We start from the raw sequence: 24891 nt of genomic DNA, 5'->3' as shown, positions 1-24891 counted from the left end.
TTTAATAATTCGAAATAGTTTGATTATGTGGAGATTTCCAAGCGATGAATATTTGAAAGAGAATGGTCTTGATACTACTTGGGAGATATTCGTTCAAACACCTCTAAAATGGGTTGTTATTATTTTGGGACTCATAATGTTTACTATATTCTACTACTACAGTAAAATCATCAGTATAAATGATGATTTTGATACATTTTTTAATAAGTTTTATGTTGATTCAACACTTCAAATGAATAATGTAAAGTTTCCATTGAAAAATATTTCAACGAATGGAACTACTAATTACATTACTAAACAAGGTTGGAAAGAATTAGGAGATTACAATCTGATTGTAGATTCCAAAAATAACGCTAAGGAGTTTTTGAAAATAGATTATGTAAAAAAAGATAGCATCAATGTTATTTTTGAACTAAATGTAAAAAACATTGATGCAAGAGTTTTACATAAATTCAAGAAGATTGACAATAAATGGTTTTTAATAGAAGTAGAAGATAAATCAAAAAAATAATCCCTCCAGAGGTATATTTAGCACATAATACAATAAAAAATATAATAAATAAAACCTGCTGTTGTAAAGCAGATAATCTAAGCAAGAATAGGAGAAACCTGTTCAGAAACAAAATGAAAGTATTAAAATTCGGAGGAACTTCTTGTGGTACTACTGAAAGTATCCAAGCGGTGTTAGGTATCATCAAAGGCAAACAAGCTAAAGGTGAACAAGTTGCAGCAGTTTTTTCAGCAATGGGTGGTGTTACCAACCAATTATTGAAAGCAGGAGATTTAGCGTCGGTAGGAGATACCACTTACTTTGACTTAATTAAAGAGATTGAAGACCGTCATTTCACAGTTGTACGTGCATTAATTGACGTTAAAGCCCAGTCGAAAGTATTTGCTAACATTCGTACCATTATTAATGAGTTAGAAGATTTACTGAAAGGTGTTTCTTTGATTCGTGAAATCTCAGCTCGAACATCCGACTTAATTGTAAGTTTTGGAGAACGACTTTCAACGACATTAATTCATGAAATTTTGCATGCACAAGGCGTAGATTGTCAGTTTTTAGATGCCAGAAAAGTAATCAGAACTGATGCTAACTTTGGTATGGCAGCCGTGAATTTTGAAGTAACCAATCGCCAGATTCAAGAGCATTTTGCTAAAACAAAATCGCTTCAATTGATTACAGGCTTTATTGGTTCAACAGAAAAAGGGGAAACGACAACATTAGGGCGTGGAGGTTCTGATTATACAGGTTCGATTTTCGGAGCCGCATTAGATGCCGAAGAAATTGAAATCTGGACAGACGTAGATGGCATGATGACGGCCGACCCACGTAAAGTGAAAAACGCCTTTACCATTCCGACGATTACTTATGCGGAGGCGATGGAATTGACACACTTTGGGGCGAAAGTAATCTACCCGCCGTCGTTACAACCAGCTTTTACAAAAAATATCCCAATTAGGGTTCTCAATACATTTAATACAGATTTTGTAGGAACAGTCGTAAACCGCAGTGCCGAAACATCTGAGTATATCATTACAGGTATCAGTTCAATTGATAATTTGGCTTTGGTCAATTTACAAGGTTCGGGTATGATTGGTGTTGCTGGAGTTTCAGCAAAATTATTTACGGTTTTAGCGAAGCATAAAATTTCAGTGATTTTGATTTCTCAGGCTTCATCCGAACACTCTATTTGTTTTGCGATTGAACCATCAGCTTCAGCATCTGTAAAAGCATTATTGGAAGAAGAATTCAAAGCTGAAATTGCTGATGGCGATGTAGAAGGCATTGATATTCAAGAAAACCTTTCAGTAATTGCTGTTGTGGGTGAGGGAATGCGTCATCACACAGGTGTGAGTGGTAAATTATTTTCTGTTTTAGGGAAAAATGGTATCAATATTGTTGCCACAGCACAAGGTTCGTCGGAGTTGAATATTTCAGTAGTCATTGAAAAGAAAGATATTTCAAAAGCACTGAATGTCATTCATGATTCTTTCTTCTTCTCGCAAGCAAAAACCTTGAACCTTTTCTTAGTAGGAACAGGTTTGATAGGAAAAGCATTGTTAGAGCAATTACAAGGACAAGAAAATTACCTTTCAAAGTATAAAGCCTTGAAGATTAATTTGGTAGGAGTAATGAATTCTAAGAAAATGTTGATTGATGCACAAGGAATTCCGATGGAAAATTGGGAAGAAGAACGTGATTCAAAAGGTAAAACAGCAGAAATTTGGGCATTTGTAGAAGAAGCAAAACGATTGAATTTACCAAATTCAATTTTTGCAGATTGTACTGCGAATAAAGAAATCCATAACTATTACTTAGGACTTTTTGAAGCCAATATTTCGGTAGTTACGCCAAATAAAGTAGCCAATTCTGGGCGTTACGAAGACTATGCTTTGTTGCACAGAACAGCTTTGAAAAAAGGAGTAAAGTTCTTGTATGAAACCAATGTAGGAGCAGGCTTACCTGTCATCAATACTTTGCAAGGCTTGATTGCTTCTGGCGATAGATTTGAGAAAATCGAGGGAGTACTTTCTGGTACTTTATCTTATATCTTCAATAATTTCAAAGCGGGCGTAAAATTTGCCGACATTGTTCGTGAAGCCAAAGTAAAAGGTTATACAGAACCAGACCCACGAGAAGATTTAAGTGGAATGGATGTAGCCCGTAAAATTTTGATTTTAGGAAGAGAAATCGGTTTACGTCTTGAACCAGAAGATGTAGAAATTTTGAAACTATTGCCAGAAAACTGTGAAAAAGCTCCAACCGTAGAAGATTTCTTCAAGGAATTGGAAGTATCGAATAGTTATTTTGAAGCGATGGTCAACGAAGCCGAAGCCAAAGGCGAAGTATTAAGATTTATTGCTACTTTAGAAAATAACAAAATTACAATTGGTGTAAGAAGTATAGGAAAATCTCATCCATTTTATATGATGGACGGAGCCGACAACGTGATTTCATTCACCACAAAACGTTATCATGACCGCCCATTGGTCATCAAAGGCCCAGGAGCTGGAGCAGAAGTAACCGCTTCGGGCGTATTTGCAGATATTGTGGCGATTGGGAGTTATTTGGCTTAATTAAAGTTAAAAACCTTACGATTATGAACCTTATTTTAGAAAATGTTCAGCCCAAACATATCTCGTTGATTCAAGAATTAGCGAAGACTTTGCACTTTCAAGTAAAGGAAGATAACAGTATTAAGAAATCTAAAAAGAAACTTAATACTAAGCAAAAGGAGTTTGTGGAAGACTTGAAAGAGGCATTGGCACAAGTAGATTTGCATCAACAAGGAAAGATTGAGTTGCAATCTGCTCGTGATTTTTTGGCAGAACTTAGAAGTGAAAACTTATGAAAATCGTTATTCTCTCTTCGTTTAAAAAAGCTTTCAAGCCACTTTCCAAGAAGTATAAGTCTATTGATGTTGACTTTGAAAAGCTATTAAATTCTTTGGAAGAGAATGCTTTTCAAGGAGTTTCGATAGGTAAAGATTGCTACAAAGTTAGAATGTCAATTGCTGCTAAAAGAAAAGGGAAATCGGGTGGTGCAAGAGTAATTACTTGTGTGAAAATTATAAATGAAACTATTTATCTCTTGACGATTTATGATAAAAGTGAACAAGAGAATATTAATGATAATGAATTGGATCAGCTTTTGAAACAAGCAGGTCTTTGATTATATGACAAATTCAATAAAAGTATTTGCCCCTGCTACGGTGGCTAATGTGGCTTGTGGTTTTGATATTTTCGGTTTTGCGGTTGATAATCCGGGTGACGAAATTATATTAAGAAAATCTGATACAAAAGGTGTCAAAATTTTAAAAATTGAAGGAGACGAAGGTCGTTTACCTTTGGCAGCTGAGAAAAATACGGCTGGTATTGCGATTATTAAATTTTTGGAGGCTATCGGCGAAACTGGTCAAGGTTTTGAGATGGAGCTTAAAAAGCTTATGCCACTTGGCTCTGGTTTAGGTTCATCGGCGGCTTCGGCGGTAGCAGGAGTTTTTGCGGCAAATGAATTATTGGGAAAACCTTTATCTCAAAAAGAGTTATTACCTTTTGCCATGGAAGGCGAATTTATCGCTTGTGGGTCTGCTCATGCCGACAACGTTGGACCGAGTTTGATGGGTGGTTTTGTTGTAATTCGTTCTTACGATCCTTTGGATATTATTCAATTGCGTACCCCAAAAGAATTGTATGCTACGATTGTTCATCCGCATATTGAAGTAAATACTAAGGACGCTCGTAATATTTTGAAAAGAGAAATTTCTTTGAAAAATACCATTACTCAAATGGGAAATGTTGCAGGTTTAGTAGCTGGTTTTATGTTGCCAGACTATGATTTAATTTCAAGAAGTTTGGTTGATGTTATCATCGAACCAATCCGCTCGATTTTAATTCCACAGTTTGATGATGTTAAAAATGCAGCATTGGAAAATGGTGCTTTAGGCTGTTCTATCTCTGGATCTGGTCCTTCGATGTTTGCTTTGTCTAAAGATTTGTTTACTGCCAACAGAGTTGGAAAAGCTATGCAAGATGGTTTTGCCAAAGTAGGTATCGGCTCAGAATGTTATGTTTCCGGTATTAATCAAGCGGGACCGGTCGTATTAGGTTAGTATTGTAATTTTCAGCATAAATCATTAATTTAGTTTATGAGTTTAAAGTTTAGAGAGTTTTATCTCGTTAACCTTATACTCATAAACTTTTTTATTTTCAATCTATTTTATTTTCAATCTACGATGAGCGATTTAGTAGAAGTTTCAGCACGAATATATAGCGTTGAGGAGTATTTCGAAATCGAAAATCACTCAGAAATCCGTCATGAATTTGAAGACGGGATATTAATTCCTATGCCTGGAGAAACTTTAGATGCCAATGAAATTGCTGGCAATATTTCAGCAACCTTACGCAAAGAATTACGAAAAAAAGGTTTTCGTATCTTTACTCATGATGTAAGGACAATTGTTCATGAAAGAAGAATTTACCGTTATCCCGATTTAGTTATTACTGCATCTAATACGGTAAAAGATATTCGTCATGTAACTGAACCTGTTTTGATTGCTGAAGTACTTTCTGAAAGTACGGAAGAAGTTTATAGAAATAAGAAATTCAGACAATATACAGCTTTGCCATCGCTACAATATTATTTGATGGTGCATCAAAATTTACATTTGGTTGAATTTTATCGTCGCAAAGAGGCTACTTCAACCTTTGAATTTAATTTCATAGACCAACTAAATGATAAAATAGAGTTTCCATTATTTGATACTTCTATTACTTTAGAAGATATTTATGAAGGTATTCAGTTTAATTTAACAGAGGAAGAAACAAAGGAATAAAGGATAAATTTAAACATAAAAAAAGCCCTTTTCAGATATTGAAAAGGGCTTTTTTTATGTAAATGTAACAATTACTTGCCAGTCATAAATGTTACTTCTTTGAACGATTGGTTTCCTAAATAATCTGTTCCAGTAATTTTTACATGATACTTTGTATTGGCTTTGAATCCATTAATGGTATTCAGATATATTTTAGGCGCTTGTCCATTAATACTATAAGTGATTGATTTTAAGCCCGCCATTACATCTGTTCCTGCAAGTGTAAAGCCAACTGTTTTTGGATAAACTTCTACTCCTTGCTTGGTTGTGTTAATACTACCAACTGTAAAGAAGTTGAAAAGTTCTGGTCCTTCAATATCACTTACGAATACAAACGAAGCAACATTTCTATTGTTTACATTATCATAACCAAAGTATTCAAATTTATGAACACCTTTTTCTGTCATCTTGATTGGTTTCGAATAATCATTTTCAATTAACTTTCCATCAAAACTATAAGTGATTTTTTGTAAACCAGATTCTGGATCAGTTGCTTTTAATTGGATAAAGTTATTTGGTCCAAGTAACATGGTATCTCTTCTTGTTACGATATCGCCGATGATTTCATGTTGAAGATTTGGACCCGTTAAGTCAACATAAACTTTACTTACATTATGTTTAAATTCTTCGTAGCCAATGCCAGCTAAGCTAGTAGTTTGGTTATTCAGATTATCAATAGAATAATATCTGATGTTATGATTTCCAGAAATACTTGGTAAGTAAAACGGATTAGTATAGCTCACAAATGGTTGATTATCAATAGAGTATTTTACTTCTTTTACACCAACTTTATTGTCGATAGCTGTTAATTTAAGCTTGGTTTTTCCAGAGAAATAAATGGTATTATTGGCGATATATCTATCTCCAAGTATATCCGTTGCCATCAAAGGAGAACTTTTATCTAAGAAGAAATCAAATCTTTTTTCTTTTTCCTGATTATTTACATTATCTGTAGAATAATAAAACAAAGTATGTTTTCCTTCTGGAAGAAATACAAAAGGAATGCTTTTCCCATCGTAAGGTTGTAAAGCACCGTCATCGAACTTATAAAAAGTGCCTTTTAAACCTGAAATGCTATCCTCTGTATTGAAATACAATTTACTGGTATAAGAAATTGCTTTATCGTCAGTAATTCCATTTACATTCAAATTGGTGAAAGGAGGCGTATTATCGACAGTAAAGCTTTCTTGTTGCATCTGACTAGCGTTACCGACATTATCGGTAGCATAATACTTTAGCACATAGTTGCCCTGAGTTGACAATCTTTTTTCAGATTTATATACTTCAAAAGGGCTGTTGTTGATTGTGTAAAATACAGTTTCTACACCACTGGTTTTATCACTCGCCAATAAATTGAAATTTACAAAAGGTCCAAAGAATACTTTTCCAGAAGCATTCACATATTTTTTTGAACCATTGAATAAAGTAATGCCTGTTTCGGGTGCAATACCGTCGGCATAAATCTCTAGTTTTACTTCTTGCGGAGGTTCAACCATTGCTTTAGTTTCTGGGTCAACGGCATTTTTTGAACGAATAAAGTTCACACCTTCTGTATCCAAATAAAACGGCACAGAATACTTTTGGTTGGGTGATTTATTCAATAATTCCTCAGCATGGTCTGGTGTGGTTGAAACCCAAATATAAACTGGCAATTTTTTGTTCCAATACAATTTACCTGAAGTCGTATCGGTATAATGTTTAGGTTTACTGGTTTGTGCTGTGGCTGAGAAAGCCAAAACAAGCAAAATCATTGCTGTAAAAATGTTTTTAAGCATCATGTTTTTTATTCAAGGTTACGGTAATAGTGGTTCCAATATTTAATTCACTGGTTACTTTAAGTTTTCCTCCGCAAATTCTGATGAAATCGTTGCAAAGTACTAAGCCTAATCCAGTACCTTTTTCGTTATTCGTTCCATAAGTTGATTTATTACTTTTTAAGTTAAATAAAGTATTTACTTTTTCTTCACTCATGCCTACGCCACTGTCTATCACAACTACTTCTACTTTTCCTGTATCAACATTTGGATTGACTTGAACTTTAATAATTCCCTTTTTCTTAGTGAATTTAATGGCATTTTGTAGCAAGTTTCTGAAAACAATTTTCGTCATCTCAAGGTCAGATGATGCCGTTAAATCTGTAGGAATTTCATTCACAAGTGTGATTTCTTTGCCTTCTGCCAAACGTTGTAGCAATTTGATATTTTCATCGACTAAATCAAAAATATTTACTTCCTGAATCTTAGGTTTTAGCTCAGACATTTGTGTTTTTGCCCAGTTTAGTAAATTATCTAAAATCGTTGAGATTTGTGCATTTCCATTTTTAAGTTGACTCAAAATATCTCTTAAATCTTCAGGGATTTCTTCATAATAATCTTCTTCAATAATTTCAAAAAAGCTCTGTAGTGAAGCAATTGGTCCACGTAAATCATGTGCAATGATTGAGAAAATCTTGTTTTTTACATCATTTGAAATCGTCAGCTGTTCTTTTTGTGCCGCAATTGCAAGATTTTGTTGATGTAATTGTTGATTTTGAGCTTTAATCTTTCGGCTATTCAAATACACAATTGTCGCAACCATTAATACAAAAAAAGTAATGATTCCCGCAATGATATAAACGTAGCTTTTCTCTTTTTCTAATACTAAATTTTTAGCTTCAGCTACTTCTGCATTGGCTTTTTCAATAATTAAATCTCGTTTTTGTAAGCCAACAATCATTTCAGCATTGGTTAAATCCTGATAAAGATTTATGTTTTTTTGCTTTGCATTTTGAAGTTGTTTACCACTTTCTTTTAGCTTAATTTCATTTTTTTCAAGCTCTAATTCTTTGGTTTTTGCGATAGATTCTGCCAATTGTTTTTTCAAACTTTCGGCTTCTAAATCACTGGCGAGTTTGTTTACTTCTTTTTTCTGTAATTGGTCATGAAAGGATTTATACAAACTAAAGTACTTCAAAGATTCGTCAACATTACCAGCTTTTTCATAAGTTTCACTCAGCATGGCATAAGTACTTGCCATTTGTTTGATGTCGTTCAACTCACGGGCTAAATTCAATGCTTCCTGCAAATCATTGATTGACTGGTTATACTTTTTGATATTATTATAAACTACAGAACGATTAATTAAAGAAGAAATAATACTGAATGGCTCTTTCTGAGCTCTGCGGGCTGCTAAGGTCTGAGTGAAATGACTGAGTGCTTTGTCATATTCTTCTGCATCAGCGTACAGCATTCCCAAATTATTATGAATCATGGCAATGCCATTGCTGTTTTCGATATTTCCATTCAATTTCAAACTCTTTTCATAAAATGAAATGGCCCTTTTGTATTGATTATAATTCCAATAAATGAAGCCAATTTCATTCATCATTCTTGAGGCTTCTTTGAAATTGTTGGCATTCAAATAGTTTTCGTACTGTGATTGATATTGTAATATTCTACCTGAGTCTGTGCGACTCAAAGGCAATACTTGTGCTTTCGACTGAAAGCCAATAGAAAGAATAAAAATTAAAAAGAAATACTGAAGTTTTTGGGTTAGGTACATTTAGCTTGTAATCAAATATAAAGAGGTAAATTTTTTTAAATGTGAGTAAAATGAAAATTAAAGTCTTTATTTACCATTTGTTAAGTGATTATAATGAGATTGGATTTCTTTTGAATTTGTCAAATGTAAATTTTTGAAAAACTAATGAGCAAAATTCTATTTAAACGTTAAAAAAATATTTTTTATTGATAACCGATTTTAGTAATTACACAAAGATAAATGAAAAAACAGCAAAATTGATGCTTATTCCAGAATGTATAAATCGTGATTTTTAATGAAAGAATGATTAATCAATGAATGCAGAAAAAGGGGAGAAAGGAGGGGAAGATTTTGTTCATAATGCTTCTCTGTATTTGAACTTTAGCGTAAAAACACAGAGAAGTATTATGAAAGAGTATTTATTTTTCGAAGATTTCTAAAACAAGTGGATTGTTGGGAGCGATAGTAAGGCTACCATTTACTTCAAAAGTTTGATTGCTAATAATATCTCTCGCACTGAAATTAGGTTTTAAAATTTCTTTGAATTTACTCATTTCTAAAGTTTTGGCTTCTTGATTTTTATTCAGAATAACCATGATTTTTTGTTTGTCGTTATATCTGAATTGTACGTAAAATCCATTTTCTGGAGCAAAATGTTTTAATTTCCCTGAATGAATTACAGGTGCATTTTTTCGCCATTTCAATAAAGTACTTACAAATTTTTTGGCTTCAATTTCTGCTGGAGTCATATTTGTTTCGGTGAAAACATTTTTACTATCACCAGCCCAACCGCCAGGCATATCACTTCTGATTTCTCCATGAGCATCACTTTTAGGGTTTGTCATCAAGATTTCTGTACCATAATAAATTTGTGGAATACCTCTGGTCGTTAACAAAAACGCCATGCCATTTTTGAATTTCCCATAATCTTCGTGAAGTTGGGTGAAGAAACGACTCATGTCATGATTATCTGGGAAAATCATTAAATCGTTTGGGTTTGCATACACAAAATCATTGGCTATGGTTTGATACAATTTTGTAAAACCTTGATTCCACACCTTTTCATCGGTGTTCAAAGCCTCAATCAAAGCCGCATTTGTTGGAAAATCCATCAAACTTCTTAAATACGAAACATACCCATTTTTGTTTACTTTTCCTTTTTGCCAAGCCGAAACGATACTTGGGTTTAATGACCATTCTTCGCCTACAATGTTGAATTTTGGATATTCCTGCTCCATTCTTTTACTCCAAACACTCATGAAATTCTTGTCTGGATAAGGCCAAGTATCCATTCTGATTCCACCTAAATCAGCATATTCAACCCACCAAATGGAATTCTGAATGAGATAATTTGCCATGAATGGATTTCGCTGATTCAAATCGGGCATAGTTGAATCGAACCAACCGTCGCTGTGTGAAGTAATATCATATTCAGCAGCGTAAGGGTCGTGAAGACTTTCTCGACGGTGAGTAGAGTAAATCGTTTTTGGGCTGTCTTGAAAGTTCACCCAATCTTTACTTGGGAAATCTTTCATCCACCAATGTTCAGAACCACAATGATTCAAAACCATATCCATCACTAATTTGATTCCGTGTTTTTTTGCCTCTTTTGATAGTCGTACATAGTCTTCATTAGTCCCAAATCGAGCATCAATTTTACTGAAATTAGTAATGGCATAACCATGATAAGAAGTTTTTTGCTGATTGTTTTCTACCAAAGGATTTATCCAAAGAGCTGTCATTCCAAGATTTTGGATATAATCTAAATGTTTAATAATTCCCTCAATATCGCCTCCATGTCTGCCTGTTAGATCTTTTCGGTTAAGGGAATCTTTAAAATTCGCCACATTGTCATTTTGAGGATTTCCATTGGCGAAACGGTCGGGAGTAATCATGTACAAGACATCACTACTGTTAAAACCGACTCTTTCGGCAGATTTATTTTGTCTTTTCAGTAAAGAATAATTGTAAGTGAAAGTTTCTTTTCTACTGTTTTCAAAAATGATTTTCACTTCTCCTGCTTGTGTTTCTGGAGCAATCAGGAGGTCGATAAATAAGTAATTCGGATTTCCTACTTTATTGACTTTTGTAATAGAAACACCTTTATAATTGATTTTAGGAGTAAACGATGCAATGTTTTTTCCATGAACCAATAATTGTAAAGCAGGATTTTTCATGCCTACCCACCAATTTAAAGGTTCGATATGCTGAATCTTTTCTTGTGCAAAAACAGAAATTTGCATCAAGAAAAGATAGCTTAAAAGTTGAAATATCTTTTTCATAGTATTTGTCTGTTCAATGGTTAAAAAAAATCTGCATGAGCAAAGCTATGCAGATTTAAGAAATAAATTTATTATGAATTATTTTACTTTGGTTGCTTTGTAAGTTGGGTTAGCAGCATCCTTTAAATTAAGTTCGAAATCATAAGTACCAGCTGTAGCGATAAAGTTTTCTCCTCCTAATTTTAAAGCACCACTTGTGCCAATTGCTTGTGCAGCAGCGGCAGTAGTACCATAATTTGTTCCCCAGTCATCATTCAAACGGAATTTGAATTGGTCTGCTTTTAAAACTACTCCTTTCAAAACCCAAGTTTCAGTACTTAAATCATACGTAAACTTTTGGTCTGGTTTATCGCCCCAACCAGTTGCTGTGGCAGCACCAACAATTCCCCAAGGTGCATATTTTGTGATGGTATAAGTTAATTTTTTGAAATCAACAGTAATCAGATAAGTACCTTTTTTTACAGCAATGTTATCACCACCATCTTTCAATACACCACCTGAACCACCGTAATTTGTACCCCAATCGTTGTCTTTACGGATTTTAATTTCACCATCAATTAAATCAACAACACCTGTCCAAAGGTCAACTGTTGGGTCATAACTTAAAGGTAAATCTGGTGTTGCACCCCAGTTGTTAGCGGCACTTCCTACAATTCCCCAAGCATATTTCTCGATTTTATAAGTTAGAGCAACAGGATTGAACGTGATTTTATAAGTACCTGCTTTTACGGCAATATTGTTTCCACCGCTACTTAAAGTACCGTCACTTCCACCAAGATTTACTGTCCAATCGTTGTTTTGGCGGAATTTGATTTCTCCGTCAGTTAAAGTAACATAAGCTACCAAAACATTTACTGCATCGGTTTTATAGAAAGGTAAATCTGGTGTTGCTCCCCAATTGTTTGCTGCGCTTCCTACTACGCCCCAAGTCGTACTTAGGTCTAATTTGGCAGAGTATGGTGTTGCTTTTAAAGTATTCATTGTTGAACTCAACACTGTTGAAGCCCCTAGCGACGATTGTACTTTAATATCTAAATCATTTACAGTTCCAGGCAAAAAACCGAAACCTAATAAAATAGCATTTAATTCAGATGCTTTGAATACTTTTTTGAGTTCTGTTCCAGTAACGACGTTAACTGCTTTGGTAAAATCTCCACCTTTTTTATCAATTAAAATGGTGTAAGATGGAGCCGCAGCAAAACCATAATTGGGCTTTTCCCAAGACACAGTAAGTACTTCTGTATCTGCTTTATCTTTATCTAAAACAAGGTTGCTTGATGATAAAGTAACAACAGGAACAGCATTGCCATCTAGCATTGCCATTTCTTCGTCTTTTTTACATCCCAAAGCCAGTACGAAAACAAGGCTTAACAGGAATATTTTTTGTATTGTTTTCATCGTTTGATTGCTGTTTTTTGTCTGATTTTTTTGCTTTATGCTATAAGCTTTAGGCGATAGGCAATTATTCTAAAACCTTCAGCTTTTATCTTACTTGTAAGAAATAGACTAATTATTTTATAGCCTAAAGCTTACAGCCTATTGCCTAAAGCTTTTAGTATCCAGTATTTTGCTTTAAAGTTGGGTTAGCGATGATGTCGCCAGATGCCAATGGGAATAAAGTACGGAAAGCTTCTACATCTTTTCCTTCTTTTACGCCACCTTTCCAAGCCCAATTATAACCAGAAGTAAATTTGCCAAAACGAATTAAATCTGTACGACGATGACCTTCCCAGAATAATTCACGACCTCTTTCATTCAATAAATCATTCAAAGTAAGATTTGATAAATTGCCAGCACCAGCACGAGCACGAAGCTGATTAACCAAATTTAAAGCCAACGTATTATCACCAGAACCACCACGAGTAACGGCTTCTGCATAAGTTAAATAAGCATCAGCCAAACGATATAATGGGAAATCTGTATCAGCAAATTGTGCATTTTTACCTTTTACGCCAGCACTTGTTAAGTTAGAGAACTTTGTTACGGCATAACCGTTTTCGAAAGTACTGAACTCATCAATTTCTAATTGCTGACCATTTGTATAGAAAAGCGCTCTTTTGTCGGCTTTGTCGTCGAAAAGATTGACTAACTGTTTAGTTGTACGGAAACCAGCCCATTTTTGTTCAGTTCCGTAATCCGCAGGATTCATTGCTCCGCCAATTGAGCCATTAATTGCCAAGGTAGTTACACCATAAGTTTGTGTTTCATTTCCATCGAAATTGATGCTGAAAATGATTTCTTTAGAAGTATTATTATCCGCCAAGAAATTAGTTTTGTAATTGCTCGCTAATGTATAACCTGCATCAATTACTTTTTTAGCAACTGCGGCTGCTTCTGTATATTTCTTTTGTCCGATATATACTTCTGCATTCAAATAAAGTTTCGCTAAAGTCATCCAAGCAACTGCTTTGTCTGCTCTGCCATATTCGTTAGTTTTTGGGGCAGGTAATTCGCTATCCAAAGCCAATAATTCAGATTCTACATAAGCAAATAGTTCAGCACGAGTAGCCTGTTTTGGTAAAGTAGCACCTACTTGTTCGTTTTCTGTAATTAATGGTACATTTCCGTATAAATCAATCGCATGAGCATAAGCCAATGCACGTAAGAAACGAGCTTCTGCACGATAGTTTTTAATATCCTGAGAATTAGTAACGCCACGACTGCTCAATTTTGCATCGGTCGTTTCACGTAAAAATTCATTAGAAACCGCTACTTGGAACAAAATACGAGAATAAAAAGCGGCTGTAAATGAATTAGAAGCCGTCCAGTTCATAGCATGTAAATCTGGTACGCCAGGGTCATTCCATCTACAAACCAATTCGTCGGTAGTGAATTCTTGCAAGTACCAATAAGCACGCATATAACTTTGCGAACCGCCGTCGTAGCCTTTTAAATCTACATCGTTATCACCGTTTTTCAAACCTGATGCTGCCAAACCTGCGTACATTTTGGCTAAGATAAGTTTATAGTTAGCGGGGTCTTTATATACTAATTCTGATACTTCTCCTACATAAGGAACGGTATCTAAATCTTTGCATGAATTCAATGAAAAACAAAGAATCGCTGCGGTTAATACGTTTTTAAATATATGTTTCATTGTGATTTCCTGATTAAAAATTAACATTTAAGCCCAAAGAATAAGTACGTGGACGTGGATACACTTGATTGCCAATGCCGTCTCTTAATTCTGGATCTAATCCTTTGTAATTTGTGATAACAAATACATTTTGTACGATAAATGATAATTGAGCTCTTACATTTTTGATTTTGATTAAATCGCTCAGGTTATAACCTAAATTGATATTATCCATTCTCAAGAATGAAGCGTTTTGTACATAATAATCTGACATACGAGTTTCTACCGTTCCAGTTTTGAAACCTGTTTCTAACACATTCGTCGATAAATTGCTGTTGAAGCCTGAGTTGAATAAGTTAGAGTAAACCCCTCTGTTCGAGAAAATGTTGTTGTAAGCATAATTCCCAACATTCGAACGCAATACAAATCCAAAGCTTGCTTTTTTGTAAGTCATTTGTGAAGTAAAACCAAATAAATAATCTGGTGCTGATCCTTTATAACGATAACGGTCTAAATCTGTGATTTTTCCATCGCCATTCAAATCTTCAAAAACGCCTTCTAATGGTTTTCCATTGGCATCATATACTTGTTTATAAACAAAGAAAGCGTTTGGAACATAGCCAGTAGAATGTACTTGGATGCTGTTTCCTGTTCCGCCTTCAATGCCACCTACTTGTACTCCTACATAAGTTGGATTATCAACTTTGGTTAAAGCTGTGATTTTACGTTGGTTATAAGTAAAGTTGGCACTTAAATCCCAGTTGAAGTTTTCTGTTAAAATAGGAGAGTAGTTTACAATTACTTCAACGCCTTTTGTCTCTAATGAACCTACGTTGGTTACTACTTTATTACTAAAGTTTGTTCCAGCGGCTACGTCGATTTCGTTAATCAAATCAGAAGTAAGTTTTCTGTATAAATCGATACTTCCTGAAATACGAGATTTTTTCAAACCAAAATCTAAACCAATATTGGTTGACGCTGTTTGTTCCCATTTGATGTTAGGGTCATAGGCATTTGGACGAAGTAACGTGTAAAAAGTATTACCAATTTGGTATTTGATTCCTTGGCTTGGCGTATAAGCATTTAAGTACGGATAGTCGCCAGAAGAAATATCTTGCTGACCAGTAATCCCCCAACCCAAACGAAGTTTTAAGTCTGAAAATGTCTGACTGTCTTTGAATTCATTATTGATTTTCCAAGCTAAAGCAGCTGATGGAAATGTTCCCCAACGATTATTTTCTGCAAAACGAGAAGAACCATCACGACGAAGTGTAAATGTTGCTAAATACTTGTCTGCCAATGAGTAATTCACACGACCAAAGTATGATAACAAAGCATAATCTGTTTTGAAATACGATTTTGTGCTTGGTACTGTAGGATTTCCGAAAGTAGTTCCACTTTCTTCGTCTCTAACAAAACCTTGATTTTCAACACCAGCCATTACATTGATGGTTTGGTTTGAAAATTCTTTCACATAATTCAAATAAAACTGATTTGTAAAATTGTTGCGGCTTTGTGTATAATAGCCATTTGAACCATTATTCGTAAATAAATTGGCAGAAACTAAGTTGGAAGCAGATTCTTTTCCATCAGTACTTGAACGGTCGAGACCAAGATTCCAATTGGCTTTTAATTCAGGCAAGAATGGAAATTTGTAATCAAACTGTACATTGGCGATGATACGGTTTACGGTTGCTTTATTACTTTTTAAATTCAATAAAGCCAAAGGGTTTGATGGTGCCAGTGACACAATATTGCCACTGCTTTCTAGCCAATTGAAATAGCCACCATAAGTTTGATTTTCTACGTAAACAGGTTGTGTTGGGTCAAAGCCGATAGCTGTTCCTATTGCACCTTCGTCAGCAAAATTACTTTTTGTCGATGATGCTTTTACGTTAACATCAATTTTTAAACTGTTATTGAATAACATCGGACTAATTCCGAATGAACCAGAAGTTCTTTCTAAACCAGATGTTAATAAAATACCATTTTGATTAGTATGACCCACCGAAACACGATAAGGAATGTCTTTTAACACACCAGTAATACTTAAATTATTATCGTTGCTTAATGCTGTACGGAAAATTTGGTCTTGCCAATTAGTGTTAGCTGTGCCTAATAAAGCCTTTTGCGATTCTGTTCCTCTTGCATTAACAACGTCTCTGAATTGGTCGCCAGTTAATACTTCAACATTTTTAGTTTTTACACCAGCCGAGAACATTGAACTGAAATTCACATTGAATTTATCTTTCTTTGTTCCTTTTTTAGTCGTGATAATAATTACACCGTTTGAAGCACGAGAACCATAAATAGCAGTGGCTGACGCATCCTTTAATACGTTAAACGATTCAATATCATTTGGGTTAATAAAACTCAACGGATTGGCTGAACCTTTTACTTCTGCATTATCTAAAGGTACTCCATCAATCACAATTAATGGGTCGTTACTTGCACTTAATGACGAACCTCCACGAATACGAATTTGACTAGCAGAACCGGGAGCACCGCCGTTTGAAGTAATTTGCACACCTGCTAATTTACCAGTGATTAATTGTTCTGGCGTAGCAATATTTCCCTTTACAAAGTCGGCAGAAGTAATACTTGTGATGGCTCCCGTCAAATCTTTTTTCTTCTGGCTACCATAACCAACCACCACTACTTCTGTTAGTGTTTTTAGGTCTTCTTTCAGAATAACTTCGATAGCAGTCTTGTTACCTACAACGATTTCTTGCGGAAGAAAACCAATAAAAGTTACAACCAAAACAGTTTTGTCATCTGCGACATTGATAGAGAATTCTCCGTTTGTGTTGGTCGTAACACCTTTTGTAGTGCCTTTAATGGCTACAGAAGCACCCGGAAGCGGACTACCTTTATCATCAACTACTTTACCTGTAACGGTTTGCTCGGCGGTAGCAGATGCGTTTACTTCTGAAATGGTATTGTTTTCTTTGAAATCATTTCCTTCTGTACTAAAAGGTAGATTTTTTTCATTTGAAGTAACTTTTGGCTGCGTACTGCCTTCTGACTTTTTTCCAACAATCAAGTAAGTGTTCTTGCGAACTTTCTTGAATGTTAAGCCATTGGGTGCTAATAATACTTCAAGTGATTTTTCTAAACTTTTACTCGTGCGTACATTTTCTTGCAAAACAGAAATGCCTGATAAGGTTTTTTCTTCAAACAGAATATCAACATTATATTGATTTTTCAGTGAAAGAATGGCATCTCGCAATTTCATGCTTGATGAGGTTTCAGTACTTCTTTCAACTTTTGGCTTGTTTTGGGCATAAGCCAAAGCTTGCGCAGATAACGGATGGGGTAGGTAACTAAAGGCAGTTACCATTCCTCCGATTATCACTAATCGAAATAATCGTTTTTTCATGTGTTTTTAAAAATGTTGGTTAATGGAAATAAATTACTTTTGAAAGATTGCTTTATTTAATTGTTAATTAGTGAATTGTGATTGAGTGATTGTTTTGTTTTTTATTCTAAATCCTTAATTCTTGTTTCTTTTGTCTAAAATCCTCAAGTCTTGTGTCTTCCATCTTGCCTCTTTTGTCTTCTAGTCTTAAAGTCTTCTAGTCTTAAAGTCTTCTAGTCTTAAAGTCTTCTAGTCTTAAAGTCTTCTAGTCTTAAAGTCTTCTAGTCCTAAAGTCTTCTAGTCCTAAAGTCTCAAAAAACTCACTCATAAACTTCAGAAAGAACCAACGTTCCATCTTCATTTTTTTGATATTGTAAACCAAGTAATTCTTGTAAAATAGCAATCAAGTCATCAGCTTTATCGGCGCTGAAAGTGCCAGTAACTGTACGATTCGCCAATTCTTCAGAATTAATTTTAATCTGAACGCCAAATGTTTCAGCAATTTGATAAGAAATTTCTTCCAACGAAGTATCATCAAAAACAAAGCGATGAGCTTTCCAAGCGGTATAAGATTTTACATTTTTTACAGCCTTGATTTCTGTTTTGCCTGTTTTATCCAATGAAACCAAATCACCAGGTTTCATCATGACAGAACGTTTAGCTGTACCATTCAAGAAATTTACTTTTACTTTTCCTTTGCTCAACACTACTTTTGAACCACGATTTCGTGCAAAAACGCTAAATTCTGTTCCTAATACTTCTACTTCTAATTTTTGTGAAGTTCTAACGATAAATCGCTGATTGTCAGTTTTATGTTTTACTGAAAATTCTGCTTCTCCATCTAAAAAGACTTCTCTGGTAGCTTCCTTTTCAAAATTGAAACGCTTGTGTTTTAAGGTTGAATTAGCGTTTAAAGTAACTTTACTTCCATCAGGTAAATCAATAGATTGAGTTTCACCGTAAGCAGTATGATAATTTTGATAAATCAATTGGTCTTTCTGGAAGTACAATACCAAGCCAGAAACCATCAAAATCACGGCAGCATTTGTCCACTTAAACCAAGTTAATTGCCAAATACTTTTTTCTGGTATTGATTCTTCTTCCACAATTAAGTCAAATTCTGCGATGGCTTCTGAATGTATTTTTTGAAAAAAAAACGCTTTAGCACTTTCTTTATCAGCCATTATTTGTGGAAATTCATTTTCGTAGTCTTCCAACCATTTATAATACACTTCTTTATTTTCAGGATTTTGAAGCCAATCTGCAATCATTTTCTTTTGCAAAGGACTTGTTCTTCCTGCGAAGTGTTCAAATAATATATTTTTACTCAGCGTTGTCATGTCGATAAATTTTAAAATAGTGTTTAGGGTTCGTTAGAGAAATAAGGTTAATATCAAACTAAATAACGAAGGATTATTCAGCACAACGTCTCTTAAATGCACTAATGCTTTGTTGATGTGTGCTTCGATGGTTTTTGTTGCCAATTGTAATTCGTCTGCAATTTCCTTGTACTTTTTCCCTTCAAAACGGTTCATTAAAAATACTTTCTGACATTGAGGAGGCAATTGAGCGATGGCTTGTTCAATTTGTCTTTGCAAATCATCATAAAACAACATTTGATCGGGCGAAACATTTGATTCTGGAAATTGTAAATCAGTATTTTCGAAAGATTGATTATGATTGCCTTGTTCTTGTTGCAAATACAAAAAGCAACGATTTCGAACCGAAGTAAATAAATATGCTCGGAAGGAAGTATTGATGTTTAAATAAACTTGGTTTTTCCAGATGTTGTAGAAAATCTCTCCGATAATGTCTTCTGCTACATCTTTTGCATAAACAAATCTAACGGCATGGCTACAAAGAGGTTTGTAATAGCGATTGTAGAGTAATTCAAAACCTTTTTTAGGGTCTTCAATGAAAGCCTGTTTGATAAAGAATTCATCATCCATAACTTTTCCAGTCTCAGGTGCTTGAAATGCCTGAGTTTTAGAAAAGCTATTTGTTGATTGAGATGATATATTTTCTAACATAATTTTAAAGATAAATTCTTAAGATTGTTGATGAAGTGTATTTTAATTGTATAATTAACTATCAAAATAATTCAATTAAGAGCATAGACAAAAAAAAGGGTTCGCACCCTTAGTTAAGTTCAAGAAAAAGTAAATATTTTGCAAATAAATTATTTTTTTGGCATTAATTTATTGAAAATCAGCCAAATAAAATATCCAATAATTCCGCCAATTCCATCGGCTACTGTATCGTACCAATCAAAACTTCTGTGAAAATCTTCTGGTAAAATACCTTGCCAAAATTCTATCGCAATGCCATAAAGTATTCCAATTAAAATAATTTTCCAAGCTTGTGCGTAATGAAATAACCAGAAAAAAGTAAAACCTGCGAAAGCGATGAAATGGTTCGCTTTGTCGTTCATTTTTTCGCCTTGTGGAATATGTTCGCTTGGAATCGTACAAAGCACGAAAATCAGGATAGTCCAGAAAATTGCTGGAAATTTGAAGTTGAGGAGTGTTGTGATAGCTTTCATACACAAATTTACAAAAACTATCGTTTGGATAGTTTTAAAATTAGTTTGTAAAATAGTATTAGAAATCATTAAAAATTTTACGAATCGGAAATATATTGCATTTTTATAAAAATAATTTTGATTTTACCCCACAGAAAATTTTATGATTGACTTTTTTTACTTTACTTTTGACCCATCTGTAATACTTTACTATTATCCATAATAAATAAACCATGAAAAAACTATTTGCTTGTTTATCGTTGTTGATTGGGTCATTTACTACTTTCGCTCAAAATCAATACAACATTATTCCTTTGCCTCAAAAACTTACGCCACAGGCGGGAGAATTTGTGGTAGGGAAAAACACTGCTATTGTTTCAACTTCCGAATTTAAAGACGTTGCTAATTTCTTGAATGAACAATTGAATTTAGTAACTGGCTCAAGCAAAAAAGTAAGTATCAAAGAAAAAGGTTTAGCGAGTTCTTCGATTCAGTTTGTAAAAAATGAATCATTAGGCGACGAAACTTATACCTTAAAAGCAAGTTCAAAACAAGTAGTAATTGCTGCAAAAACAGCTAAAGGTGCGTTTTATGGCGTGCAAACTTTGTTACAATTATTGCCAACGCAAGTATTCAGTGAAGCGAAAGTTGAAGGCTTAAAATTATCTGTTCCAAATTGCACAATTGAAGACGCTCCACGTTATGTGTATCGTGGTTTACATTTAGATGTGGGTCGTCATTTCTTTCCTGTTTCTTTCGTGAAAAAGTATATTGATTTAATTGCTTTGCACAAATTCAATACTTTTCACTGGCATTTAACAGAAGACCAAGGTTGGAGAATTGAAATCAAAAAATATCCAAAATTGACAGAAGTTGGTTCGGTAAGAAAACAAACTTTAGTTGGACATTACGGTTCTGGTAAATACGATGGAAAACCTTATGGTGGTTTCTACACACAAGAAGAAGTAAAAGAAGTAGTGGCGTATGCGAAAAAGAAATTTGTGACGATTGTTCCTGAAATTGAAATGCCCGGTCATGCACAAGCTGCTTTGGCGGCTTATCCAGAATTAGGCTGTAATCCAGATAAAATTTATGAAGTTTATACAACTTGGGGTGTTTCAGATGATGTTTTTGCTCCGAGAGAAGAAACTTTTACTTTCTTAGAAAATGTGTTGACAGAAGTAATGGATTTATTTCCGGGTCAGTATATTCATATTGGTGGCGATGAATGTCCTAAAACTCAATGGAAATCAAGTCGTTTTTGTCAGGATTTAATGAAGCGTGAAGGCTTGAAAGATGAGCATGAATTACAAAGTTACTTCATCCGTAGAATTGATAAATTTATTACTTCAAAAGGTAGAAAAATGATTGGTTGGGATGAAATCTTAGAAGGTGGTTTATCACCAAACGCAACAGTAATGTCGTGGAGAGGTGAAGAAGGTGGTATTGCTGCTGCCAAAGAAGGACATGATGTAATTATGACGCCCGGTTCGCATTTGTACTTAGACCATTACCAAGCTGACCCGAAAACTGAACCATTGGCAATTGGTGGATTCTTGACTTTAGAAAAAGTTTATAGTTATGAACCAGCTCCAAAAGAATTGACAGCTGACCAAAAGAAATTTATTCTTGGACTCCAAGCAAACGTTTGGACAGAATATATGCAAACTACTGATTACGTAGAATACATGGTTTTCCCAAGAGCTTGTGCCGTTGCAGAAGTAGCTTGGTCGCCAATTTCAACAAGAAATTATACTGATTTCACCAAACGTTTGAAAACACATGTTGAGCGTTTAGGAAACTTGAAAGTAAATTATGCGAAGAGCTTTTTGAGTGCGAAATAGCTTTTAGATTTCGGACATCGGGTTTCGGATGTCGGATTTTAAGAATTTGAAATATATAACCGACTGTCAATGGCTATGCTTTTGGTAGTCGGTTTTTTTGTGAAATTCTACTAAGACACTACATATTATCAATCAAAAAATACGTGTAGCGGCAACTCTTGCAGTTGCCGTTTCCTATACTAATACTTTATCAGACTCAAGCGAAGGTAAAGCAATAGTTTCCGCTACAAAGAGTTCTATTAAAAGTTGTCCAAATTGATGGGAAGTAAATAGGTAATTTATATTTGATAATTTTGAATACTTGCTAAATAAGTCAGCATTACATAAATATTAATCCTAAAATCCAAAACCTAATAGCCGAAGACTGAAATCCAATAGCCAAAATCCGACCTATTTTTATAACTTTGCGGACTTAATGAATGAATATAGATTTTTATTGTAAGATTATCTTTTAAGGATCTATGAATGATAGATTTACATTAATCAGGCGTAAGCAGATTTCGAAATTCCGCTGTCTGAGCGAAGCGAGTTTCGGAATTTCTTGACTTTCTTTTGTTACTTTTCTTGTGTCAAGACAAGAAAAGTAAAATCTTTCCAAAGGGAAACACTATTTATAATATAAGTTATTTTTACAATTACTCTTATTTAAAGTTTTATAATTTTATGAAACATCAATGAACGTTTTCGTTCAAACGATACAAATTTTATGAGCAAACCATTCAAAAGAACCACCGTTACGGCAGCGTTGATTTATGCCAACGGCCCCATTCATATCGGACATATTGCAGGCTGTTATCTGCCAGCGGATATTTATGTGCGTTATTTGCGTGCTACTGGACAAGACGTAAAGTTTATTTCTGGAACAGACGAACATGGCGTACCGATTACGATTAAAGCCAAAAAAGAAGGAGTAACGCCACAGGAAGTAGTGGATAAGTATTATACGATCATCAAAGATTCTTTTGAAGAATTTGGGATTTCCTTTGATATTTATTCAAGAACTTCTAACAAAGTTCACCACGATATGTCGCAGGATATTTTTAAAAATATCTACGATAAAGGTCAATTTGTAGAAGAAACCACCGAGCAGTATTATGACGAAAAGGCTCAGACTTTCTTAGCTGACCGTTATATCATCGGTACTTGTCCGAAATGTGGTAATGAAGGAGCTTATGGTGACCAATGCGAGCGTTGTGGTTCAACCCTTTCGCCAACGGAATTAATTAATCCACGTTCGGCTTTGAGTGGCGAAAAACCTGTAATGAAAGAAACCAAAAACTGGTACTTGCCTTTAGATAAAATGCAACCAGCTTTGGAAAAATACATAGAAAGTCACCCAGAATGGAAAACCAATGTGATGGGACAAGTAAAGTCTTGGCTAAACGACGGACTAAAACCACGTGCCATGACTCGTGATTTGGATTGGGGAATCAAAGTTCCTTTGCCAGATACCGAAGGAAAAGTAATGTATGTTTGGTTCGATGCACCGATTGGTTATATTTCTATGACCAAAGAATTGACCGAAGATTGGGAGAAATATTGGAAAGACGAAGAAACACGTTTGGTGCATTTTATCGGGAAAGACAATATCGTTTTCCATTGCTTAATTTTCCCAGCGATGTGTATGGCAGACGGTAGATTCATTTTAGCAGACAACGTACCTGCTAATGAATTTATGAATTTAGAAGGCGATAAAATCTCTACTTCAAGAAATTGGGCGGTTTGGTTGCACGAGTACTTGCGTGAATTTGAAGGTAAACAAGATATTTTACGTTATGTTTTGGCAGCTTCTGCTCCAGAAACCAAAGATTCAGATTTTACTTGGAGTGATTTCCAAGTGCGTAATAATTCTGAATTAGTGGGAATTTTCGGAAACTTCGTCAATCGTGCGGTGATTCTTACAGAAAAGAATTTCGAAAGTAAAGTACCTCAATTAGGCGAACTGAACGATTACGATAAACAAGTATTGGCTACTTTGGCTGAAATGCCAGCTAAAATTGGAGATTCAATCGCTAATTATAAATTCCGTGAAGCATTGGCTTTGATGATGGACGTTGCTCGTTTGGGGAATAAGTATTTGGCAGAAACAGAGCCGTGGAAAGTAATCAAAACTGACAGAGAACGCACCGCAACAATTTTAAATATTGGTTTACAGATTGCAGCAAATCTATCTATTTTGGCAGAACCTTTCTTGCCATTCACGGCTGAGAAAATTCGTAAGATTTTAAATGTAGAAGCTTTTGCTTGGAGTGAAGCTGGTCGTGCAGATTTATTGGTAGAAGGACAAACTGTAACCAATATCGGATTACTTTTTGAAAAAGTAGAAGATGCAACAGTAGCTGCTCAAGTACAAAAATTAGAAGATGCCAAAATGCAAAATCTTTTAGCAGGAAAAGAAGTACCAGCTTTGAAGGAAGAAATTCAATATGATGATTTTGCAAAAATGGATATTCGTATCGGTACAATTATCGAAGCTGAGAAAGTAGCCAAAAGTAAAAAACTTTTGAAATTGAAGATTGAAGATGGTATCAAACAAAGAACAATTTTGAGCGGTATCGGCGAACATTTCCAACCAGAAAATATTATTGGACAACAAGTAAGTTTCTTAGCCAATCTTGCCCCAAGAAAAATGATGGGAATGGAATCAGAAGGAATGATTTTAATGGCGGAAGACAAAGACGGTTCATTAGCTTTTGTACAACCAAGTAAAAATGTGTGGAACGGCGGAACGGTGGCTTAACAAAAAAATCCAAAAAGTAAAAATAAAGCCTCGGTTCTTGAATCGGGGCTTATTTTGGCTTCCCTTTAATCTTGTAAATATTTAATAATCAACACATTGCCAATAAAATAACCCCGAAGAAGTGTCAATACTGGCAATTTTCGGGGTTTTTCTGTATTTTGTTACTGCTAAGA

The 24891-nt window shown here is 34.6% G+C and carries 17 protein-coding genes; 8 read left to right on the top strand and 9 right to left on the bottom strand.

Annotated elements, in window-relative coordinates; all coding sequences use genetic code 11:
• The first annotated feature begins 25 nt into the window (after window positions 1-25).
• The 6 genes from VB776_RS22485 (at window position 26) to VB776_RS22460 (ending at window position 5339) form a co-directional block, all read left to right on the top strand.
• On the top strand, window positions 26-511 hold the full coding sequence (locus tag VB776_RS22485; RefSeq protein ID WP_323699122.1) for a DUF4348 domain-containing protein: 486 nt from the start codon (window positions 26-28) through the stop codon (window positions 509-511).
• Between the two features lie 113 nt (window positions 512-624).
• Window positions 625-3081, top strand: coding sequence for a bifunctional aspartate kinase/homoserine dehydrogenase I (gene thrA / locus VB776_RS22480; RefSeq protein ID WP_323699121.1), 2457 nt, complete (start codon window positions 625-627; stop codon window positions 3079-3081).
• A gap of 23 nt (window positions 3082-3104) precedes the next feature.
• Window positions 3105-3356, top strand: a complete 252-nt coding sequence (locus VB776_RS22475) for a hypothetical protein (RefSeq protein ID WP_323699120.1) — start codon at window positions 3105-3107, stop codon at window positions 3354-3356.
• Complete coding sequence (locus VB776_RS22470; RefSeq protein ID WP_323699119.1) at window positions 3353-3676, top strand: type II toxin-antitoxin system RelE/ParE family toxin; 324 nt, start codon at window positions 3353-3355, stop codon at window positions 3674-3676. The genes VB776_RS22475 and VB776_RS22470 overlap by 4 nt, the downstream gene beginning before the upstream one ends.
• A gap of 4 nt (window positions 3677-3680) precedes the next feature.
• The gene (locus VB776_RS22465; RefSeq protein WP_323699118.1) at window positions 3681-4616 is read left to right on the top strand and encodes a homoserine kinase; all 936 of its coding nucleotides are present in this window, start codon (window positions 3681-3683) and stop codon (window positions 4614-4616) included.
• A gap of 123 nt (window positions 4617-4739) precedes the next feature.
• Entirely contained in the window at window positions 4740-5339 is a 600-nt protein-coding gene (locus VB776_RS22460) for a Uma2 family endonuclease (RefSeq protein ID WP_323699117.1), read from the top strand.
• 71 nt (window positions 5340-5410) lie between these two features.
• On the opposite strand, the gene VB776_RS22455 is transcribed toward VB776_RS22460, so the two are convergent.
• From VB776_RS22455 to VB776_RS22415, 9 genes are all read right to left on the bottom strand, one after another.
• Window positions 5411-7129: an OmpL47-type beta-barrel domain-containing protein gene (locus tag VB776_RS22455; RefSeq protein WP_323699116.1), complete on the bottom strand. Its 1719-nt coding sequence runs from the start codon at window positions 7127-7129 to the stop codon at window positions 5411-5413.
• Between the two features lie 16 nt (window positions 7130-7145).
• Complete coding sequence (locus VB776_RS22450) at window positions 7146-8918, bottom strand: tetratricopeptide repeat-containing sensor histidine kinase (protein ID WP_323699115.1); 1773 nt, start codon at window positions 8916-8918, stop codon at window positions 7146-7148.
• A 398-nt stretch (window positions 8919-9316) separates the two neighbouring features.
• A complete protein-coding gene (locus VB776_RS22445; protein ID WP_323699114.1) occupies window positions 9317-11179 on the bottom strand; it encodes a glycoside hydrolase family 13 protein in 1863 nt (620 codons plus the stop codon).
• A gap of 78 nt (window positions 11180-11257) precedes the next feature.
• A complete protein-coding gene (locus tag VB776_RS22440) occupies window positions 11258-12577 on the bottom strand; it encodes a SusE domain-containing protein (RefSeq protein ID WP_323699113.1) in 1320 nt (439 codons plus the stop codon).
• Between the two features lie 154 nt (window positions 12578-12731).
• Window positions 12732-14276, bottom strand: coding sequence for a RagB/SusD family nutrient uptake outer membrane protein (locus tag VB776_RS22435; protein WP_323699112.1), 1545 nt, complete (start codon window positions 14274-14276; stop codon window positions 12732-12734).
• A 13-nt stretch (window positions 14277-14289) separates the two neighbouring features.
• On the bottom strand, window positions 14290-17634 hold the full coding sequence (locus VB776_RS22430) for a SusC/RagA family TonB-linked outer membrane protein (protein ID WP_323699111.1): 3345 nt from the start codon (window positions 17632-17634) through the stop codon (window positions 14290-14292).
• Window positions 17635-17933: 299 nt separating this feature from the next.
• On the bottom strand, window positions 17934-18953 hold the full coding sequence (locus tag VB776_RS22425; RefSeq protein ID WP_323699110.1) for a FecR family protein: 1020 nt from the start codon (window positions 18951-18953) through the stop codon (window positions 17934-17936).
• 33 nt (window positions 18954-18986) lie between these two features.
• Window positions 18987-19643 (bottom strand): RNA polymerase sigma-70 factor, encoded by a 657-nt coding sequence (locus VB776_RS22420; protein WP_323699109.1) that lies wholly within the window; start codon window positions 19641-19643, stop codon window positions 18987-18989.
• Window positions 19644-19792: 149 nt separating this feature from the next.
• On the bottom strand, window positions 19793-20224 hold the full coding sequence (locus VB776_RS22415) for a VanZ family protein (protein WP_323699108.1): 432 nt from the start codon (window positions 20222-20224) through the stop codon (window positions 19793-19795).
• 143 nt (window positions 20225-20367) lie between these two features.
• On the opposite strand from VB776_RS22415, the gene VB776_RS22410 reads away from it, so the two are divergent.
• Together VB776_RS22410 and metG are read left to right on the top strand one after the other, a co-directional pair.
• Window positions 20368-21978 carry a beta-N-acetylhexosaminidase gene (locus VB776_RS22410; protein WP_323699107.1) on the top strand — a complete coding sequence of 537 codons (1611 nt, stop codon included), beginning with the start codon at window positions 20368-20370 and terminating at the stop codon, window positions 21976-21978.
• Window positions 21979-22684: 706 nt separating this feature from the next.
• Entirely contained in the window at window positions 22685-24718 is a 2034-nt protein-coding gene (gene metG / locus VB776_RS22405) for a methionine--tRNA ligase (protein WP_323699106.1), read from the top strand.
• Window positions 24719-24891 lie beyond the last annotated feature (173 nt).

It is taken from the genome of Arcicella gelida (genome assembly GCF_034931025.1).
Taxonomy (GTDB): domain Bacteria; phylum Bacteroidota; class Bacteroidia; order Cytophagales; family Spirosomataceae; genus Arcicella; species Arcicella gelida.
Note: the sequence above shows the minus strand (reverse complement) of the source record. Positions and strands in the feature narration are given on the sequence as shown.